This is a genomic window from Arthrobacter sp. 05L428 (assembly GCF_056397665.1).
Genome location: NZ_JBFTNW010000001.1, coordinates 529,803 through 548,497, shown reverse-complemented (window position 1 = coordinate 548,497; position 18,695 = coordinate 529,803). Strand labels below are relative to the sequence as shown.

The window sequence follows — 18,695 nt, the reverse complement described above, 5'->3', positions numbered from 1 at the left end:
CATGAGCCAGGATGTCCACACCACCGCCCGCCTGTACCTGTGCACCGATGCCCGGAAGGAGCGCGGTGACTTCGAGGACTTCGTTGACGCTGCCTTTTCCGGCGGCGTCGACATCATCCAGTTGCGGGACAAGTCGCTGGAGGCGGCCGAGGAGCTTGAGCTGCTGGAGGTCCTGCACTCCGTGGCGCGGCGGCACGGCCGGCTCTGGGCGGTGAACGACCGTGCCGACCTGGCCTCACTGGCAGGGGCGCCGGTGTTCCACATTGGGCAAAAGGACATCCCGTTCGCCGCGGCACGGGATTTCCTGGGCAAGGGCACCGTGATCGGCATGTCCACGCACACGCCGGAACAGGTGGATGCGGCCATCGCGGCGTCCCCGGGCCGGGGCGGGCTGGACTACTTCTGCGTGGGCCCGGTCTGGGCCACCCCCACCAAGCCGGGCCGCGCCGCCGTCGGGCTGGACCTGGTGCGCTACGCCGCCGCGGCGATCGTCCGGGCCGAGGCCGCCGATGTCGGGAAAGTCGCCGGGGTGGTGCCGTGGTTCGCGATCGGCGGCATCGACCTGGGCAACGTGGCGCAGGTGGTCGACGCCGGAGCCAGAAGGATTGTGGTGGTCCGGGCGATTACCGAGGCCGCTGATCCTGCCGGGGCCGCGCGTGCCCTGCTCGCCGCGCTCGACGCCGGGGCGGACGCCGACGCCGACGTCCACAGCGGCGCCGCGGACAACTAGCCGGCTAGTCCCAGCTCTGACATCCGACGGGAATGGGCGGCGGCAAGCTCGGCGGTCAGGGCGCGGGCGAGTTCACCGGCCCGGTCCTCGTCCGTGCCGGTCAGGCCGCCGAGGAAGGCGTGCTCCACGCTGACCCGCTGGGCCTGGGTAAGCGCTTCGCCGAGCAACCGCCGAGCCCACAGGGCCAGCCGGGACGCCAGCCGCGGATCGTCGGCGAGCGCGGCCTTGAGCCGGTCCCGCAGCACAACCGTCGCGTCCCCGGCCGCCTGGACCAGTTCGATCAGCCCGGCCGTCCCGGCGTCGACATAGCCCGAAATGGACCGGTAAAAGTCCGCGGAGACCGTGTCGATCACGTAGGCCTTCATGAGCGACTCGTGCCAGTCGGCGGGGCGGGTGCGCTCATGGAAGTGGTCCACCGAAGGCTGGAACGGCAGCATGGCCTCCTCCGCGTCAATGCCCATCTCCGCCAGCTTCGCGCAGACCAGTTCAAAATGCTGGAACTCGATGACGGCGAGGCCGCCCAGCACCGCCCGGTCGTGCAGGGTGGGCGAATACCGGGCGTCGGAGGAGAGCCGTTCGAAGGCCGAGAGCTCCCCGTAGGCCATCACGCCCAGCAGGTCCCGGAGGAAACGGTTGTAGCGGGCGGGCTCGGCCGGGGAGGTGCTCATGCTTCAAGACTAGTAGCGGAAATCGGGCTAACCTGATTCCGTGTCTCATCATCGCCTGACTCCGAGCGTCCGCCAGCAGAAGAACCAGCTTGCCCAGGCGCTCAACGCACTGCGCACCGTTCTGGAGCTGCCCGGGCCGTTTCCGGAAGCCGTGCTCCGGGACGCCGAGGCGGCCGTCGCCTCCCACGAGCTGCCGGAACTGGATTTGACTCACGTGGAGTTCGTGACCATCGACCCGGCGTCCTCGACGGACCTGGACCAGGCCTTGTTCATTGACCGCGCCGGCGACGGGTACAGGGTTTTCTACGCGATCGCCGACGTCCCGTCCTTCGTCGCCCCCGGCGGCGCGCTCGACGCCGAGACCCGGCGCCGCGGCCAGACGTTCTACACTCCGGACGGCCGCATCCCCCTGCACCCCGAGGTCATCAGCGAAGCGGCCGGCAGCCTGCTGGCGGGCCAGCTCTGCGCGGCCTTCGTCTGGGAGTTCGAGCTCGACGCCGCTGCCGAGGTCTCCTCCGTGCTGGTCCGCCGGGCACAGGTCCGCAGCCGGGCCAAGCTCAGCTACCAAGGTGTGCAGGCCGAACTCGACGGCGGTACCGCGGACCCCGTTCTGCAGTTGCTCAAGGAAGTCGGCAGCAAGCGGGTGGAACTGGAGCGCCTGCGCGGCGGGGCCAGCCTGAACATGCCGGAGCAGGAGATCGAGCAGCTGCCCGACGGCGGCTACCGGATCGTCGCGGCGCCGCCGCTGCCGGTGGAGGACTGGAACGCCCAGATTTCGCTGATGACCGGCATGGCCGCAGCGGAGCTCATGCTGCAGGGCAAGGTCGGCATCCTGCGGACCATGCCCGCCCCGGATGAGAGCTCGCTGCGGCACTTCCGGCGCCAGACCGGCGCACTCGGCAAGCCCTGGGACGGCCGGATCAGCTACGGCGAATACCTGCGCACCCTGGACCCCACCGACCCGCGCCAGCTTGCCATCGTGCACTCGGCCGGGATGCTCTTCCGCGGCGCCGGCTACACCCACTTCGACGGCGCCGTCCCGGAGGACGCCATCCAGTCCGCTATCGGTGCGGCGTACGCCCACTCCACCGCCCCGCTGCGGCGCCTGATCGACCGCTTCGTCCTGGTCATCTGCGAGGCCCTGTCCAATGGCGCCGAGGTTCCGGGCTGGGCCCGCGAAGCCCTCCCGTCGCTGCCGGCCATCATGGCGGCTTCGGATCAACTGGCCGCCAAGCTGGAGCGGCTGTCGCTGGACACCGTGGAGGCGGCCCTGCTGAGCAACCACATCGGGCAGGAGTTCGACGCCGTCGTGATCTCGGGCTCAAAGCCCGCGAAGAACGGCGGCACGAACGGAAACGGTAAGGGCAGCAACGGGAACGGGAAGAGCAACGGGAACGGCAATGGCCCGTCCGGGATCGTGCAGATCGCCGAGCCCGCGGTGACCGCACGGTGCCCCGGCGAGCTGGAGCCCGGCACCCAGGTCCGGGTGCGGGTCGTATCCTCGGACATCGCCACGCGGGAGGTCCGGCTCGAACTCGTGGGCTGATGTTTCGCCCGGCTTGCGCCCCGCAGCCGTGCCACTGGCGCGCCGCACCGCGGGCACCGGTCGAGGTTCCGAACGGCGAACAGCTAGACTGGAAGGGTAGTAATGGATGCCCGGTCGTTGATTTCCATGTTTTTCGAATTCAACAAGCCCGCCCCTACGCGATCTTGAGACACACCCGCTGGTCCCAGTGCCAGCATTTAGATAGCCCGCGATCGGCTTCCACTGGACTTGCTTGCGCTCCTGAGCGTGCTCCGGAACGGCCCTCGGCCGGCCCCGTTGAGCAAGCAGCGCAGCCCAAATGAATAAGGAAACTCCCCTGTGAGTGAATTGCACACGCACCAGCTTCTTACCGACGAGTCCGGCACGGAATCGATCGAGCCGGAAGAGACCATCATTTCGGACGAAACCCCGCACGAAATCGCGGAAAAGTCCTTCGCCGACTACAACGTCCGTGCCGACATTGTTGAATCCCTTGCCGACGCCGGAATCACCCACCCGTTCCCGATCCAGGCCATGACGCTGCCGGTCGCACTGAGCGGCCACGACATCATCGGCCAGGCCAAAACCGGCACGGGCAAGACCCTCGGCTTCGGCATCCCGGCCCTGCAGCGCGTCATCGGACGCGACGACGCGGGCTTCGCCGACCTCCCGGCCCCCGGCGCACCGCAGGCCCTCGTGATCGTGCCGACCCGTGAGCTCGCGGTGCAGGTCGCCGGCGACCTGCAGAACGCCGCCCGCAAACGCAACGCCCGCATCACCACGATCTACGGCGGCCGTGCTTACGAGCCGCAGGTCGAGTCGCTGCAGCAGGGCGTCGAGATCGTCGTCGGCACCCCCGGGCGCCTGATCGACCTCTACAAGCAGAAGCACCTCGTCCTCAAGAACGTCAAGATGGTCATCCTCGACGAGGCCGACGAGATGCTGGACCTCGGCTTCCTGCCGGACGTCGAGACCCTCATCGCAGGTACCCCGGCCGTCCGCCAGACGCTGCTGTTCTCCGCCACGATGCCCGGCCCGGTCGTCGCGATGGCGCGCCGCTACATGACCAAGCCCACCCACATCCGCGCCGCGGATCCCGAGGATGAGGGCCTCACCAAGCGCGACATCCGCCAGCTGATCTACCGTGCCCACAGCATGGACAAGATCGAGGTGGTGGCTCGGATCCTGCAGGCCCGCGGACGAGGCCGGACCATCATCTTCACCAAGACCAAGCGCACCGCCGCCAAGGTCGCCGAGGAGCTCGTGGACCGCGGCTTCGCTGCGGCCGCCATCCACGGCGACCTCGGCCAGGGTGCCCGTGAGCAGGCGCTGCGCGCCTTCCGCAACAACAAGGTGGACGTTCTCGTCGCCACTGACGTCGCCGCGCGCGGCATTGACGTCGACGACGTCACGCACGTGATCAACTACCAGTGCGTCGAAGACGAGAAGATCTACCTGCACCGCGTCGGCCGCACCGGCCGCGCCGGCAACAAGGGCACCGCCGTGACCTTCGTCGACTGGGACGATATGCCGCGCTGGGGCCTGATCAACAAGGCCCTCGGCCTGAGCGTGCCCGAACCGGTGGAGACCTACTCCTCCTCGCCGCACCTGTTCGAGGAGCTGGACATCCCGGAGGGCACCAAGGGCCGTCTCCCCCGCGACAAGCGGGTGCTCGCCGGCGTCGACGCCGAAGTCCTCGAGGACCTCGGCGAGACCGGCAAGAAGAACGCCCGTCCCGGTACACGCGACGGTGCACGCGACGGCGGCCGCTCAGGCTCCCGCGAGGGTGGACGCGACGCCGGCCGCTCAGGCTCCCGCGAGGGCGGACGCGACAATGGCCGCTCCGGCTCCCGCGAAGGCGGCCGTGACGCCGGACGCTCCGGTGAGCGCCGTCGTCGTTCGCCCGAAAAGGAGACCGCCACGGGACCCGCCGAGGCAAGCGCCCCGGCAACGGCGAGCGCTCCGACCGAGGTCGACCGGGCTACCCGCGCGCGCCGCCGGACCCGCACTCGCCGCCGCAACGGCGAAGTGGTGGCCGGCGAGGCACAGGGCGGCGCCCCGGCACGCAGCGCCGAGGCCTAATCCCCTACATGACTGACACCGTCTGGGCGCCGGACGGCAGCAACCTGGTGGTTCACGCGGATAACGCGGAATACCTCCCGACGCTGCCGGACGGCGCCTTCACACTCATTTACGTGGATCCGCCCTTCAACACGGGCCGGGTCCAGCGGCGCCAGGAAACCAAAATGGTGCTCAACACCGGCGGCGAGGGCGACCGCGTCGGATTCAAGGGCCGCTCCTACGACACCATCAAGGGCGCGCTGCACAGCTACGACGACGCCTTCAGCGACTACTGGTCCTTCTTGGAGCCCCGGCTGGTCGAAGCCTGGCGGCTGCTCGCCGACGACGGCACCCTGTACCTGCACCTCGACTACCGCGAGGTGCACTACGCCAAGGTCATGCTGGATGCGATCTTCGGCCGCGAGTGCTTCCTCAACGAGATCATCTGGGCGTACGACTACGGCGCCCGGGCCAAGTTCCGCTGGCCGACCAAACACGACAACATCCTCGTGTACGTAAAGAACCCGGCGAAATACCACTTCGACAGCGCCGAGGTGGACCGGGAGCCGTACATGGCACCCGGACTCGTCACGCCGGCCAAGCGCGAACTCGGCAAGCTTCCCACCGACGTCTGGTGGCACACGATTGTCTCGCCCACCGGCAAGGAAAAGACCGGTTACCCGACGCAGAAGCCCGAAGGCCTGATCCGGCGGGTGGTCGCGGCCTCCAGCCGCCCCGGCGACTGGTGCCTGGACTTCTTCGCCGGTTCCGGCACGCTCGGCGCTGTGGCGGCCAAGCTGGACCGTCGGTTTGTGTGTGTGGACCAGAACCGGGCGGCCGTGGACGTCATGGCCAAGCGGCTCAGCGCGCACGCGTCGTTCACCGCGCTGCCGGGCTCAGACCCCAACTAGCTCGCATTAGTTGTCGTTTTGACGCCTCAAAACGACAACAAGTGCGAGTCAGTTGGGCGGACGGTCAGGTCCAGCTCTTGATGAAGGCGTGCACGGCGTCGGCGATCATCTGCACCGCAATCGCGGAGAGCAGCAGGCCGGCGATCCGGGTGATGAGTTCGACGCCGTTCTCGCCCAGGGCGCGCTGCACGAGCCCGGCGAACCGCATCGCCAGGTACAGGGACGCGAGTGTCACGGCGATCCCCAGCCCGACAGCGAGGTACTGCGCCATGCTGCCGGAGCGCTGGACGAACACCATGACGGCCACGATTGCACCCGGGCCCGCCATCAGCGGCGTCCCCAGCGGCACAAACGCGACGTTCTTGTACTTGGCGGCGTTCTCCTCGCCGCTGGTGGAGCCCGTGAGCAGCTGCAGCGCGATCAGCACCAGCAGCAGGCCGCCGGCCCCCTGCAGCGCGGCGAGCGAGATGTGCATGTAGTTCAGGATGGACTGCCCGAAAATCGCGAAGGTCACGATCACGCCCGTGGCCACGAGCAGCGCCTGCAGCGCCGACAGGTTGCGGTCCCTGGCGTCCATCTGGGCTGTCAGGGACATGAAGATCGGCACCGTCCCGGGCGGATCCATGATCACGAACAGCGTGACGATCACGGAGGCCAGGAGCTGGAGGTCAATCCACTCCATCAGCGCACCACGGACGATCCGGTGCCCAGTTCCTCGATCCGCGCGAAGACCTCGGGAGCGGTCAGGTTCTCGCCCAGCAGGTTGGGTTTGCCGGTCCCGTGGTAGTCGGAGGACCCGGTCACGAGCAGTCCGTGCTGTGCTGCGAGGCGGCGCAGGAAGGCGCGGCCCTCCTCCGGGTTGTCCCGGTGGTCGATTTCCAGCCCGGCCAGGCCGGCGTCGATCATCTCCCCGTAGGTGCGGTCCCCCACGATCCGCCCGCGGGAGGACGCCACAGGATGCGCGAACACGGGCACCCCGCCGGCATCGCGGACCAGTTCGACGGCGTACACCGGGTCCGGCGCGTAGTGCTGCACCCAGTACCGGGAATGCGAGGTCAGGATCGATTCGAAGGCTTCGCTGCGGTCCTCGACCACGCCCGCGGCAACGAGGGCGTCGGCGATGTGCGGCCGGCCCAGGGTGGCGCCGGGGGCGACGTGGTGGATGACGTCGTCCCAGGTCAGCGGGTAGTCCTCGGCCAGCAGGCTGACCATCCGTTCGGCCCGCGTGAAGCGCGCGTCCTTGGCCTTGGTGATTTCCTCCAGCAGCCCGGGGTGCGCCGGGTCGTGCAGGTAGCTGAGCAGGTGGACGCTGATGCCCTCCCGAGTCCGGCAGGAGATCTCCATGCCGGGGACCAGCGCCACGCCGTGTTCCCGGGCGGCGGCGGAAGCCTCGGCCCAGCCGTCGGTGGAGTCGTGGTCGGTCAGCGCGACGACGTCGAGCCCGGCCCCCGCAGCGGACGCGATCACCTCCGCGGGCGCTTGGGTGCCGTCGGAAACATTCGAGTGGGCATGCAGGTCAATCCTCACCTCCCTAGCCTAGTAGATCCGCCGGGGCGGCTTGTTGGCCTAAGCCGCGCAGCTGGTGAGACGATGGGACGGTGAACGATGCAGATAACACCCAAGTCTCCGCTTCCCAGCCCCTCGAAGAGCGCGTCAACAACCGCTCGCAGCGGCCCAGCTCCGATGCCTTCAAGGCGTTCATGGCCAGCAACTGGGCCCCGTCCCGGGAACAGCTGCCGGAACTCGACGCCGTGGCCGGCCACGCCGCCGCCCGCCGCCGGGCCATCTCAGAGTTGTTCAAAGGTGAACGCCTGGTCATCCCCGCCGGTCCGCTGAAGGTCCGCTCCAACGACTGCGACTACCGCTTCCGCCCCCACTCGGGCTTCGCCCACCTCACCGGCCTGGGCCTGGATCACGAGCCCGACGCCGTGCTGATCCTGGAGCCGGCCGACGAAGGCAAGGGCGACGACGGCGGACACCACCGCGCGACGCTGTACTTCCGCCCGCTGGCCGGCCGCGACACCGAGCAGTTCTACGCCGACTCCCGCTCAGGCGAGTTCTGGATCGGCGCCCGGCCGACCCTCGCCGAGTTCAAGGCCCAGCTGGGCCTGGAGACCGCCGACCTGGCCGAACTCGAGCTCGCCATCACCAAGAACGTCGGTGCCCCGGAAATCGGCGGCATCTCCATCCGGCTGGTGCGCAAGGTGGACGAGAACATTGATGCGCTCGTGGACACCGCCCGCTACAACACCGCCAAGGATCCGGAGAACCTGGACCTGGGCGTGCTGGACGCGCTCGACGAGAAGCTCAGCGAGGCCCTCTCCGAGCTGCGCCTGATCAAGGACGAATGGGAAGTCGAACAGATGAAGACCGCCGTGGCCGCCACGGTTGAAGGCTTCACCGAAGTGGTCAAGGCCCTGCCGCGGGCGCTCACCCACCGCCGCGGCGAACGCGTGGTCGAGGGCGCCTTCTTCGCCCGGGCCCGCGAGGAAGGCAACGAGCTCGGCTACGACACCATTGCCGCTTCGGGCAACAACGCCACCGTGCTGCACTGGACCCGCAACACCGGCAAGGTCAACGCCGGCGAGCTGCTGCTGCTGGACGCCGGCGTCGAGGCCGACTCCCTGTACACCGCGGACATCACCCGCACCCTGCCGGCCAACGGCACCTTCTCCGAGATCCAGCGCAAGGTCTACGAAGCCGTGCTCGACGCCGCCGACGCCGGCTTTGCCGCCGCGCAGCCCGGCACCAAGTTCCGCGACATCCACACCGCGGCCACCACCGTTCTGGCCGAACGCCTCGCCGAATGGGGCCTCCTGCCGGTGTCCGTCGAGGAAGCCATCAGCCCCGAGGGCCAGCAGCACCGCCGCTGGATGCCGCACGGCACCAGCCACCACCTGGGCCTGGACGTGCACGACTGCGCCCAGGCCAAGCGTGAACTGTACCTGGACGGGATCCTGGCCCCCGGCATGGTCTTCACGATCGAACCGGGACTGTACTTCAAGGAGGAGGACCTCGGCATTCCGGCGGAATACCGAGGAATCGGCGTCCGGATCGAGGACGACATCCTGATGACGGCGGACGGCCCGGTCAACCTGAGCGCGGCGCTGCCGCGGAAGGCCGACGACGTCGAGTCCTGGATGGCAGGCATCTACCAGGACGTTGAGGCGCAGCTGCCCTAGCAGCCGGGCAACAAGAAAGGGAGGGCCGCCGGTGATCCGGCGGCCCTCCCTTTCTTGTCCAGTGCCGTGCTTTGACTGCCTGGCGGCCTTAGCGCTGCTCGCCGTCCCGGCGGGGTCCGTCCGCGCTGGGTTCTCCCTGCCGGGGTTCGTTGGTGACCCGGACGCCGTACTGCGGCCGGCCGTCGGGCAGGTCCGGGTAGCTGACCCCGGAGGGGCGCACCGGTTCCTCCTCCGCGGCGGGCTCACCGGCGGCCGCCGGCTGGCCGGTGTCGGCGGTCCGCTGGCCATACGGGTCGCTCCAGCCCGCGGGACGCTGGGGCATCGGACCCTGCCCCTGGTGGCCGGGCTGCTGCTGCTGCGGGCCCGGCTGTTGCGGACCGGGCTGCTGCGGGCCGGGCTGGAACGGCTGGTGCTGGTGGTCGTGCTGCTGGTAGCCCGGGGCGGAGGCGTCATGCTGCGTCATCGGCAGCTGGTGCAGCAGGCGGCGCGCCTCATGGGCGGCCTCGAAGGCCACCACGACGTCGTAGTTCGTTGCGACCACCTGGCTGGTGGAGGTGAAGTCACGCTTGCCGCGCTGCATGGCGTACGTGACGATGCCGAACAGCATAAAGAAGGCCGCACCCATCAACACCGAGGTGACGATCGAGAAGTAGCCGCCCGACTCCGAGAAGAAGGAGAGCATGACCCCCACGAAGAGGCCGAACCACATGCCGCTCAGCGCGCCGGAGAGCGCCACGCGGGGGTAGGTGAGCCGGCCGGTGACGCGCTCCACCATCTTCAGGTCATTGCCGACGATCGAGACCAGCTGCACGGGGAACTGCTGGTCCGCCAGATAGTCCACCGCCTTCTGGGCGTCCAGGTAGGAGTTGTAGGAACCGACGGTGTCCCCCTTGGGAACAGCGCGGGACTCGTCCGCCCCGCCGGGAGCGCCGGCCTTTGGACCACCAAAAATGTTAGACATACGCCCATTCTCACCCATCCAGCTGGGCAGCGGCTGCAAATTCAGCTAAAAGAGAGCGGACTCGGTAGCCTGTAGGTGTGAGCACAACTCTTTCGCGGGTATTTGTCGCGCGCCTCCTCGGACTGGACGTCTTCGACCCCCTGGGCGACCGTCTGGGCCGGTTGCGCGACGTCGTCGTGCTCTCCCGCGGCAACCGGGGCGCCCCGCACGTGGTGGGCATCGTCGTCGAGGTCCCCGGCAAGAAGCGCGTCTTCGTGCCGATGACCCGGATCACCTCGATCGACCAGACCCAGGTCATCTGCACCGGGCTGGTGAACCTGCGCCGGTTCGAACAGCGCGGCGCGGAAACCCTCGTGGTCGCCGAGATGTTCGACCGCCGCGTGACCCTGGCCGACGGCAGCGGGGACGCCACCATCGAGGACATCGCGATGGACCGGCACCGCTCCGGCGACTGGTTTGTCAGCAAGCTCTTCGTCCGCCGCGGCCACTCCCTCTCGCCGCTGAGCAGGCTGCGCCGCAACGAAACCATGATCATCGACTGGGCCGACGCCCAGCAGGGCGCCCGCACCGAGCCCCAGGCAGCCACCCAGTTCGTCGCCACCCACGAGGACCTCAAGCCCGCTGACTTTGCCGAGGCGCTCCAGGAGATGAGCGACAAGCGCCGCTTCGAGGTCGCCAGCGAGCTCCAGGACGAACGCCTCGCCGACGTCCTGCAGGAAATGCCCGAGGGCGACCAGGTGGAAATCCTCTCCGCCCTCGACGTCGAACGCGCCGCCGACGTGCTGGAGGAGATGGACCCCGACGACGCCGCAGACCTCCTCGCCGAGCTCCCCAGCGCGCAGGCCGAGGAACTGCTGCAGTTGATGGAACCCGAAGGCGCCGAGGACGTGCGCCGCCTGCTCGAATACGACGAGGACACCGCCGGCGGCCTGATGACGCCCGTTCCGGTCATCCTGCCCCCGGAAGCGACCGTCGCCGAGGCCCTCGCCCACGTCCGGCGCGAGGAGCTCTCCCCCGCGCTGGCCTCGTCGATCTTCATCGCGCGCCCGCCGCTGGAGACGCCGACGGGGCGTTTCCTCGGCGTCGTGCACATCCAGCAGCTGCTGCGCTACCCGCCGCCGGAACCGCTGGGCAATCTGGTGGACAAGAACCTCGAACCGGTCTCTGACCAGGCCCACATCAGCGAGGTGGCGCGCACCCTGGCTACCTACAACCTGAACTCACTCCCCGTGGTCAACGAAGACGGCCGACTCGTCGGGGCGGTGACTGTTGATGACGTGCTTGATCATCTGTTGCCCGACGACTGGCGCGCCCACGATGACGACGCCCCGATAAGGAAACTTGGAGGCCGCATTGGCTGATATCAGCACACCACGGAACCCCAACGTCCGCCCGGGAGCCCGGACCACCGGCGGCCTTGATACCCCGCTGAGCGGCCGCGCCCGGATCCTGCCCAAGTTCTCCCCCAACCCGGATGCCTTCGGCCACGCCACCGAGGGCTTCGCCCGGTTCATGGGCACGCCGACGTTCCTGGTCTACATGACCGTGTTCTGCGTCTTCTGGCTGGTCTGGAACACTTTTGCGCCGAAGGAGTGGCAGTTCGACTCCCAGGCGCTCGGGTACACGCTGCTGACCCTGATGCTCTCCCTGCAGGCCTCCTACGCCGCACCGCTGCTGCTGCTGGCCCAGAACCGCCAGGACGACCGTGACCGCGTCTCGCTGGAGCAGGACCGCCAGCGTGCCGAACGCAACCTCTCCGACACCGAATACCTGACCCGGGAACTCGCCTCGCTGCGCATCGCCCTGCGCGAGGTCGCCACCCGCGACTACGTCCGGGCCGAGCTGCGCAGCCTCCTTGAGGACATGCTCGAAGCGCAGGAGGAACTGCGCACCCACGACCCCTCGGCCGGCGTACACGAGACCCCGCGGGACAAAGTCAAGGAAAAGCTCAAGGAACGCCGCGACAAACAGCGCAGCCCGCGTACCCAGCAGATCCCCCGCGTCAGGAGCGAGGCAACGCCGGACAAGCAGTCCGGTTCCGGTCCGGACGCCACCGGCGCGCCGGCGCACCGCACCTTCCCCGAAAGCTGAGCCAAGCCCGCAATGAGCACCCCGCAGGGATCAACCCCGGCATTCCCCCTGGACCAGGCCGTGCACGCCGCACTGGCCACCGTGATCGACCCGGAACTGCGCCGCCCCATCACCGAACTCGGCATGGTCGATTCCGTGGACATTTCCGGCTCCGGCCACGTACGGATAGCCGTACTGCTCACCATTGCGGGCTGCCCGCTGCGCGGCACCATCACCGCGGACTGCGAGGCGGCCCTGGCCGCCGTGCCGGGCGTCACCGCCGTCGACGTCGAACTCAAGGTCATGTCCCAGGAACAGCGCGATGCGCTCAAGGAGCGGTTGCGCGGCCCGGGCGGTGCGCGCGGCATCCCGTTCAACGCGCCGGGCTCCCTGACCAAGGTCTACGCCGTGGCGAGCGGCAAGGGCGGGGTGGGGAAATCCTCGGTGACCGTGAACCTGGCCTGCGCCCTCGCGGCCCAGGGGCTGCGGGTGGGGATCGTGGACGCGGATGTGTACGGCTTCTCGGTCCCGGCGCTGATGGGCATCAGCCAGGCACCCACCCGGGTGGACGACATGATCCTGCCGCCGGTGGCCTACGGCGTTAAGGTCATCTCCATCGGCATGTTCGTCACGGGCAACCAGCCGGTGGCCTGGCGCGGGCCGATGCTGCACCGCGCCCTCGAGCAGTTCCTCACCGACGTCTACTTCGGCGACCTGGACGCCCTGTTCCTGGACTTGCCGCCGGGCACGGGCGACATCGCCATCTCGGTGGCCCAGCTGCTGCCCAAGGCGCAGATCCTGGTCGTGACCACTCCCCAGGCCGCGGCGGCCGACGTGGCCGAGCGGGCCGGGGCGATCGCGGTCCAGACCGGCCAGTCAGTGGCCGGCGTCGTGGAGAACATGTCCTATCTGGAAATGCCCGACGGCGGCAGGATGGAACTCTTCGGCAGCGGCGGAGGCGCCGTGCTCGCCGAGCGTCTCTCCGCCACCGTTGGCACCGACGTGCCGCTGCTGGGCCAGATTCCGCTCGACATCCTGCTTCGCGAAGGCGGAGACACCGGCGTTCCGCTCGTGCTTGGCCGGCCCGAAACTCCGGCAGCGCTGGCCCTGGCGGGCATAGCCGGCAGTCTGGCTGCCAGCCCGCGCGGGCTGAAAGGGATGTCGCTGGGCCTCCAGCCCCGCTGACACAGGCCGCACCGGGCCCGCCGGACGTCCTGTTTAGGTTGCCTCGGAGTCGAACGGCGCAGCCTCGCCCTCCGGCAGCCGCTCAACGACCCGGGCCGGCCGGCGCTCTTCGGCGGTGGCGACGGCGGCGGGCGCACCGGCGCTCACGGGCTTGGTGTCGTCCTCCAGGAGGGCTTCCTTGATGATCCGGCGGGGGTCGTACTGCCGGGGGTCGTACTTCTTCCAGTCCACATCGTCGATGTCGATGCCGACTTCTTCCTTGATCTGCTCGCGGGCGCCGGAGGCCATCCGCCGGACTTCCTTGACGATGTTGGCCAGCTTCTGCGTGTATTCGGGCAGCCTGCTGGGTCCGATCACCAAAAGGCCGATGATCAGCAGAAGTATGAACTCCGGTCCGTTGATTCCAAGCACCCTAGGAAGATTACCCTCTCAGTCCTGTGCGCGACGATTCCAGAAAACGCTGCCCGGGCCTGGCTGACGGGCCCCGTTACGGTGCGGCGCCATGGTGTGCGCATCGTGTGCGTCATCGTGCCAGCAGCTCCACAATCCGTTCCAGGCCCCGCTCAAGGCGGGCCGGGACTCCCTCGGCGCCGTGCGACGTCGGGGCCTTAACGGGATGGGCATGCACCAGGGCGCCCACGCCGTCGTCCGCCTGCTCCGCCGGGAGCTCGGAGATATACGTGAAGGTGGCCGTGGACGTCCGGTAGATGGCGCGGAAGGGCGCCTCTTTGTTGATCCAGAGCGAGCCGGCCGGGGCGGCCGGGCCAACCGCCGCGGCGGCGTCCAGCCGGGCGGCAACGAAGCCGTCCTCGGTGGCCGGATGCCCGGTCAGCACGTTCACCGGCGGCCCGGCGGCGGGCTGTGCTGGGCCAGGCTGTGCTGGGCCAGCCGCCCCGGGGGTCGGCCGCACAGTGCCGGCCGTGCCGTGCTGGTCGGCGGAGACGTCCGCGTGTTGTTCCAGGACCGTCGCAAAGTGCCGGCCGTCGGTGAGGCGAAGCTCCAGGAGTTTTGAGCCGTCGGCGACCCCGCCGCGGGCCCAGACGAGGTGGTAGCCCAGCTCCCGCAGTTCCGGGCAGGTCCAGCCACGGGCACGCAGTGCGGAGAGCTGTTCGGCGCTCAGCGAGCCGGCCGGCGTGACGTCCGGCTCGCCGCTGAGCTTCCACGCGGCCGCCGAGATGCTCTCGGAAGACAGCGCCGGGCCGGACGGACCCGACCCGGGAAAGGCCGAGGTGAACGCCTCGTCGGCGGGCAGCGCCGTATCGCTGCCCATGAGGTAGGCGGCGCCGCCCATCAGGACGGCGGTGGCAGCCACGCCGCCGGCGATCTGGACAGCGAGCCGCAGCGGCCGCCCCTGCTGTGGCGGCGTCCGCCGCGGCGCAACCGAGGCCGGACCGGGCGCGGGAGCCGCCTCCGCGTCCTGCTGCCCGGCGGCCAGGACGCCGGTGCGGGCCAGCAGGCGGGCGGTCAGGTCTTCGCTTGCGGCGGGCACAGCGGCACCGCGCAGCCGTTCGAGGTATTGGCGTTCGCGCTGCAGCCGGGCACGGCACGCGGTGCACCGCTCAAGGTGTTTCCGGCGCCGCTCCTGGGCCCTGCCGGTGAGCGGCTGCGCGCCCGTCCGGACCCGGCCCGGTTTCCGGCCGAAATACGTGCACGTGAGGCCCGCGAGGAAGTGTTTCAGTTGACCCATTGCCTGGTTCAGAGGAGGCCGGCGATGCGGGGCATCTTGAGCCGGGGCTTCAGTGACTGCTTTGCGGCCGGCTGCGGCCTGGGGTCGCGGTGGGCGAGCTTCTCGCGGAGCATCGTCCGGCCGCGGTGGATCCGGGACCGGACGGTGCCAAGTTTGACGTCCAGGGCCACGGCAACCTCGTCATAGGACAGGCCCTCTAGGTCGCAAAGCACCACGGCGGCGCGGAAATCCGGCGGGAGCTCCTCGAGGGCGGCCTGCACGTCCAGATCGAGGTTGTTGAATTCAAAGCTCTGCTCCGGACCGGGCTCGCGGCCGGGAATGCGCGACTCGGCGTCCTCGGCCAGCGCATCGAAGCGGATCCGGCTCTTACGCCGGGCCTGGTCGAGGAAGAGATTGGTGGTGATGCGGTGCAGCCAGCCGTCGAGCGTACCGGGCTTGAAGTTGTCCAGCGAGCGGAAGACCCGGACGAAGACTTCCTGGGTGAGGTCCTCGGCGTCGTACTTGTTGCCCGTGAGCCGATACGCCAGGCGGTAGACCTTGGCGGAGTGGTTGGTCACCACCTCTTCCCACGTCGGCCTGACCCATTCGGCCTCGGCCGTGGGCTGGGACTCGTCAGTTACCGGGACAGCTGCCACAACCGACATTGTCCACTCCCCTCGCGGATGGTGCTTACGCCTGGATGGCACTTGCTGCTGCAAGCCCCTACACCCCTAGATTCGGCGCCGATCACCACGCGGATGAGCGGATATCTATCATTTCAAAATAAGCTGGGAATTTCCTGACGTGGCCGGTTCTTCCGCCCACGGCGGAACGCAGAAGACCGCGCAGGACACAGTACGCTGTATGAAACACTCCCCTCCTGCCCGGAAAGCGATACCCATGAGCGCCGATAAGTCCACGAGCTGGTCCTACGCAGAAGATCTGCCTGCCGAGGATGAGGTCTTGTTGCACGCGCGCGAACGGTCTTTCGAACTGGGCGTCACCCCGATCGGGCCCGGCGTCGGAGCCGTCCTGACCGTACTCGCAGCCGCCTCCAAGGCTCAGACCGCGGTGGAAATCGGCACCGGGGCCGGCGTTTCCGGCGTCTGCATCCTGCGGGGCCTGGGGCCGCAGGCGGTGCTGACGACGATCGACGTCGACGTCGAACACCTCCGCGCCGCGCGGGAGTCCTTCCAGGAGGCCGGGAGCCCCGCCAACCGCACGCGCACCATTTCCGGCCGTGCCGGCGACGTGCTGCCGCGCCTGACCGACGGCGCCTATGACCTGGTGTTCATCGACGCGGACAAGCCCAACTACCCCAGCTACGTGGGGCAGGCCGTCCGGCTGCTCAAGTCCGGCGGCCTGCTGATCGTCAACGACGCCCTGGACAAGGACCGCGTCTCCAACCCCGCGGCCCGCGAGGCAACCACCGTCGTCCTGCGCCAGGTCGGAAAATCCATCCGCGACGACGACCGCCTCGCCTCAGCCATGCTGCCCACCGGCGACGGTTTGCTGGTGGCGGTCAAGAAATAGCCCGGGCTGCCGGAAAGGGGCCCGCTGCCAACCGGCTGCGGGCCCCTTTTCCTGTGACGATAAGGCTATTCGGTAACGCCGACCAGGCATTCCTTAAGATTTGTCGCTTCGGCAGCGTTGAGTTCGACCACAAGCCGTCCCCCGCCTTCGAGCGGAACCCGCATGATCAGGCTGCGGCCCTCTTTGGTCACTTCCATAGGGCCGTCGCCGGTGCGTGGTTTCATAGCCGCCATGAGGAATATCCCCTCCAGTAGTCCCGTGACTTACCAGCCCGGCCGGGCTGTGTCCGCTTGGTCAAACAAGACGCCTGGCGGCCGTGATGGCAGCCGCCGTGGCTCAACACTCAGTTTTCCTTTGCTTACGGCCCATTATCCCGTAATTACGCGCTTGTAGCTAATCGATGGACTTTTTATGCTCCTTGGGAATGTCGCGCTTACGGCAGGAAAACGTGTTCGGCGTCACGGCGGATAGTCGCCGCCGCCGGGCAATTGGGCCCACGCCCAAAGCCACACGATCCAGACGATTTGCAGCAGAATAAACATGACAACAACCGTCGCGCGGTAGGCGCGGGAGCGGGATACGAGTGCCGCGCCGAGGGCCAGCGGGAAGAGCGGCAGCAGCATCCGGAAGGTGCTGGTCTGCGGGTGCAGGAACACCAGCAGATAACCCACGTAACAAACGCACCACAGCCGCAGCTCCGTGCCCAGCGCCGCCACGGGACGGGACATCATGAGCAGGACAAAGGCGGCCACGAAGACGAACGGCGCCAGCAGCCCCAGGACGGGTCCGAAGAGCTGGACGCCGGCGTCGAACCAGGGTTTGAACGGCACCAGGTCATGCCCGCGCCACACCGTTTCGGTCTTGGTGTAGGCCTGGACGTCGCCCGTGACGGCCCAGGCAAACGCGGGCCACAACAGCGCCCCCAGGCCGCTGACGGCGGCAAGGCCGGCCAGCGACCACAGCTCCCCGGGGCTATGCGGCCCGGCGGCGGGGGTCCCGGCGGCGGGCATCCCCAGGTCGGGGCTGTGCACCGCACCGGTCCGGGGCCGGCCGCGGACCGTCGCGACGAGGCTCGGGTACACGCGGTACAGGAACAGCAGCCCGACCATCGCGGCGAACGGCACGCCGGTTGGCCGCGACAGGCACATCAGCAGCACCACCGGCATGGCCCAGAGGTAGCGCCGGCGCAGGACGAGCAGCAGCGCCGCGGCCAGCAGCAGGAGATTCAGGGACTCCGCGTAGGGAACCTGCAGCACCGGGGAGACGGGGAAGGTGGAGAAGAACACCGTGCCCCAGAGCGCCGTGCGGTGGGTGGCCTTGTGCCGGAATAGCCGGTAGACCACGAGGGCCGCCGCCAGTCCGGAGAGCATGGCGATGACGGTAAGCGCGGCGGCGGGCGCGATTCCAGCCAGCCCGGCGAGGGTCCGGCCCAGCAGCGGGAAGAGCGGGTAGAAGGCCCATGTGTTTTCCTGCACCGCGCCGGCGTCGTCGGTCGGCAGTTGGGCGGGATAGCCGTTCCGCAGGGCCTCGCCGTACCAGCGGGCATCCCAGATGTTGATGAAGTTCCAATAGTCGGGCTTCGCCGGAAACCACGGGTTCACGCCCTGGTGCAGGGCGGCCGCCATGAAGATGCAGGCGCTGACCAGCCGCGCGGCAAGGTAGATGCCGCCGACCTGCAGCCACCACGGCCAGCGGGCGGCGCGCGTGCCGGCGGCCGCAATCCGGCTCCACACGGCGGAGTTCAGGCCCTCCTGAGCCACCGGGGTCACGGGGCCGGGTCCGGCGCAGGGTCCGGGTGCCGTTCCGGCGCCCCTTCCGGCAGCGGGTGTTCCAGCGGGGGTAGTTCCGGCGTCGTCGCCTCACGCTCCGTGCGGAGCCGGGCGATTTCACGGTCCTTCCGGGCGATCTGGTCCCGCAGCTCGTCGAGGACCTGGTCCACCTGGTCCATCCGGTAGCCGCGCAGCCCGACGCCGAACCTGATCCGGTCGACGTCGGCCGGGTCCGCGTCGGCGGGCAGCAGCACGGCCGGCAGCGAGGCCACCGGCTCGTCGAAGCCGTCGTTGAAGGGCTGTTCGCCGGCGCCGCGGCGGAAGATCCGCGGCACCAGGTCGGTGCCGACGAGGATGGCGACGGCGGCCAGCACGATCGCCACGAAAACCAGGAAGAAACTCACAGCTCCATCGTGCCAGACCCGGCCGTGCGG

19 protein-coding genes are annotated in these 18,695 nt (G+C 68.9%); 9 read left to right on the top strand and 10 right to left on the bottom strand.

Annotated features, from left to right (window positions below; all coding sequences use genetic code 11):
- Window position 1 precedes the first annotated feature (1 nt).
- On the top strand, window positions 2-730 hold the full coding sequence (gene thiE, locus AC1DH3_RS02640) for a thiamine phosphate synthase (RefSeq protein ID WP_476908521.1): 729 nt from the start codon (window positions 2-4) through the stop codon (window positions 728-730).
- Here thiE and AC1DH3_RS02635 read toward each other — a convergent pair.
- Window positions 727-1,398, bottom strand: coding sequence for a ferritin-like fold-containing protein (locus AC1DH3_RS02635; RefSeq protein ID WP_476892200.1), 672 nt, complete (start codon window positions 1,396-1,398; stop codon window positions 727-729). The two genes, thiE and AC1DH3_RS02635, sit on opposite strands and share 4 nt — an antisense overlap.
- 40 nt (window positions 1,399-1,438) lie before the next feature.
- On the opposite strand from AC1DH3_RS02635, the gene AC1DH3_RS02630 reads away from it, so the two are divergent.
- From AC1DH3_RS02630 to AC1DH3_RS02620, 3 genes are all read left to right on the top strand, one after another.
- Window positions 1,439-2,944, top strand: a complete 1,506-nt coding sequence (locus tag AC1DH3_RS02630) for an RNB domain-containing ribonuclease (protein WP_441417190.1) — start codon at window positions 1,439-1,441, stop codon at window positions 2,942-2,944.
- 318 nt (window positions 2,945-3,262) lie between these two features.
- A complete protein-coding gene (locus tag AC1DH3_RS02625; RefSeq protein WP_476908520.1) occupies window positions 3,263-5,005 on the top strand; it encodes a DEAD/DEAH box helicase in 1,743 nt (580 codons plus the stop codon).
- Between the two features lie 8 nt (window positions 5,006-5,013).
- A complete protein-coding gene (locus AC1DH3_RS02620) occupies window positions 5,014-5,895 on the top strand; it encodes a DNA-methyltransferase (RefSeq protein ID WP_476908519.1) in 882 nt (293 codons plus the stop codon).
- Window positions 5,896-5,959: 64 nt separating this feature from the next.
- On the opposite strand, the gene AC1DH3_RS02615 is transcribed toward AC1DH3_RS02620, so the two are convergent.
- On the bottom strand, window positions 5,960-6,568 hold the full coding sequence (locus tag AC1DH3_RS02615) for a MarC family protein (RefSeq protein WP_441417841.1): 609 nt from the start codon (window positions 6,566-6,568) through the stop codon (window positions 5,960-5,962).
- An 8-nt stretch (window positions 6,569-6,576) separates the two neighbouring features.
- Window positions 6,577-7,422: a PHP domain-containing protein gene (locus AC1DH3_RS02610; RefSeq protein ID WP_476908518.1), complete on the bottom strand. Its 846-nt coding sequence runs from the start codon at window positions 7,420-7,422 to the stop codon at window positions 6,577-6,579.
- Window positions 7,423-7,493: 71 nt separating this feature from the next.
- Between AC1DH3_RS02610 and AC1DH3_RS02605 the strand changes: the two genes are divergently transcribed.
- Window positions 7,494-9,077, top strand: a complete 1,584-nt coding sequence (locus tag AC1DH3_RS02605) for an aminopeptidase P family protein (RefSeq protein ID WP_441417186.1) — start codon at window positions 7,494-7,496, stop codon at window positions 9,075-9,077.
- Window positions 9,078-9,165: 88 nt separating this feature from the next.
- On the opposite strand, the gene AC1DH3_RS02600 is transcribed toward AC1DH3_RS02605, so the two are convergent.
- Window positions 9,166-10,038 carry a YflT domain-containing protein gene (locus tag AC1DH3_RS02600; protein WP_476908517.1) on the bottom strand — a complete coding sequence of 291 codons (873 nt, stop codon included), beginning with the start codon at window positions 10,036-10,038 and terminating at the stop codon, window positions 9,166-9,168.
- A 77-nt stretch (window positions 10,039-10,115) separates the two neighbouring features.
- Between AC1DH3_RS02600 and AC1DH3_RS02595 the strand changes: the two genes are divergently transcribed.
- Genes AC1DH3_RS02595 through AC1DH3_RS02585 form a run of 3 tightly spaced genes read left to right on the top strand, consistent with a single transcriptional unit; the run spans window position 10,116 to window position 13,293 of the window.
- Entirely contained in the window at window positions 10,116-11,399 is a 1,284-nt protein-coding gene (locus tag AC1DH3_RS02595; RefSeq protein WP_441417184.1) for a magnesium transporter MgtE N-terminal domain-containing protein, read from the top strand.
- Window positions 11,380-12,129: a DUF1003 domain-containing protein gene (locus tag AC1DH3_RS02590; protein ID WP_441417183.1), complete on the top strand. Its 750-nt coding sequence runs from the start codon at window positions 11,380-11,382 to the stop codon at window positions 12,127-12,129. The genes AC1DH3_RS02595 and AC1DH3_RS02590 overlap by 20 nt, the downstream gene beginning before the upstream one ends.
- 12 nt (window positions 12,130-12,141) lie before the next feature.
- Complete coding sequence (locus tag AC1DH3_RS02585; protein ID WP_476908516.1) at window positions 12,142-13,293, top strand: Mrp/NBP35 family ATP-binding protein; 1,152 nt, start codon at window positions 12,142-12,144, stop codon at window positions 13,291-13,293.
- 33 nt (window positions 13,294-13,326) lie between these two features.
- Here the strand turns inward: AC1DH3_RS02585 and AC1DH3_RS02580 are convergent, their stop codons facing one another.
- The 3 genes from AC1DH3_RS02580 to sigE form a co-directional block, all read right to left on the bottom strand.
- Window positions 13,327-13,704 (bottom strand): twin-arginine translocase TatA/TatE family subunit, encoded by a 378-nt coding sequence (locus tag AC1DH3_RS02580; RefSeq protein ID WP_441417181.1) that lies wholly within the window; start codon window positions 13,702-13,704, stop codon window positions 13,327-13,329.
- Window positions 13,705-13,816: 112 nt separating this feature from the next.
- Window positions 13,817-14,980 carry an anti-sigma factor family protein gene (locus AC1DH3_RS02575; protein WP_476908515.1) on the bottom strand — a complete coding sequence of 388 codons (1,164 nt, stop codon included), beginning with the start codon at window positions 14,978-14,980 and terminating at the stop codon, window positions 13,817-13,819.
- A gap of 8 nt (window positions 14,981-14,988) precedes the next feature.
- Complete coding sequence (sigE, locus tag AC1DH3_RS02570) at window positions 14,989-15,624, bottom strand: RNA polymerase sigma factor SigE (RefSeq protein WP_175321762.1); 636 nt, start codon at window positions 15,622-15,624, stop codon at window positions 14,989-14,991.
- A 235-nt stretch (window positions 15,625-15,859) separates the two neighbouring features.
- On the opposite strand from sigE, the gene AC1DH3_RS02565 reads away from it, so the two are divergent.
- Window positions 15,860-16,492, top strand: a complete 633-nt coding sequence (locus AC1DH3_RS02565) for an O-methyltransferase (RefSeq protein WP_476908514.1) — start codon at window positions 15,860-15,862, stop codon at window positions 16,490-16,492.
- A gap of 65 nt (window positions 16,493-16,557) precedes the next feature.
- Here the strand turns inward: AC1DH3_RS02565 and AC1DH3_RS02560 are convergent, their stop codons facing one another.
- The 3 genes from AC1DH3_RS02560 to AC1DH3_RS02550 form a co-directional block, all read right to left on the bottom strand.
- A complete protein-coding gene (locus AC1DH3_RS02560) occupies window positions 16,558-16,725 on the bottom strand; it encodes a DUF3117 domain-containing protein (RefSeq protein ID WP_079550332.1) in 168 nt (55 codons plus the stop codon).
- A 225-nt stretch (window positions 16,726-16,950) separates the two neighbouring features.
- Window positions 16,951-18,252, bottom strand: coding sequence for a hypothetical protein (locus AC1DH3_RS02555; RefSeq protein ID WP_476908836.1), 1,302 nt, complete (start codon window positions 18,250-18,252; stop codon window positions 16,951-16,953).
- A gap of 5 nt (window positions 18,253-18,257) precedes the next feature.
- Window positions 18,258-18,665 carry a DivIVA domain-containing protein gene (locus AC1DH3_RS02550; RefSeq protein WP_441417178.1) on the bottom strand — a complete coding sequence of 136 codons (408 nt, stop codon included), beginning with the start codon at window positions 18,663-18,665 and terminating at the stop codon, window positions 18,258-18,260.
- Window positions 18,666-18,695: the final 30 nt, after the last annotated feature.

Coding starts and splice junctions, on each gene's coding strand:
- AC1DH3_RS02575 (WP_476908515.1), bottom strand. CDS start 14,980: ATGGGTCAACTGAAACACTTCCTCGCGGGCCTCACGTGCACGTATTTC.
- AC1DH3_RS02635 (WP_476892200.1), bottom strand. CDS start 1,398: ATGAGCACCTCCCCGGCCGAGCCCGCCCGCTACAACCGTTTCCTCCGG.
- AC1DH3_RS02560 (WP_079550332.1), bottom strand. CDS start 16,725: ATGGCGGCTATGAAACCACGCACCGGCGACGGCCCTATGGAAGTGACC.
- AC1DH3_RS02565 (WP_476908514.1), top strand. CDS start 15,860: ATGAGCGCCGATAAGTCCACGAGCTGGTCCTACGCAGAAGATCTGCCT.
- AC1DH3_RS02600 (WP_476908517.1), bottom strand. CDS start 10,038: ATGTCTAACATTTTTGGTGGTCCAAAGGCCGGCGCTCCCGGCGGGGCG.
- AC1DH3_RS02620 (WP_476908519.1), top strand. CDS start 5,014: ATGACTGACACCGTCTGGGCGCCGGACGGCAGCAACCTGGTGGTTCAC.
- sigE (WP_175321762.1), bottom strand. CDS start 15,624: ATGTCGGTTGTGGCAGCTGTCCCGGTAACTGACGAGTCCCAGCCCACG.
- thiE (WP_476908521.1), top strand. CDS start 2: ATGAGCCAGGATGTCCACACCACCGCCCGCCTGTACCTGTGCACCGAT.
- AC1DH3_RS02585 (WP_476908516.1), top strand. CDS start 12,142: ATGAGCACCCCGCAGGGATCAACCCCGGCATTCCCCCTGGACCAGGCC.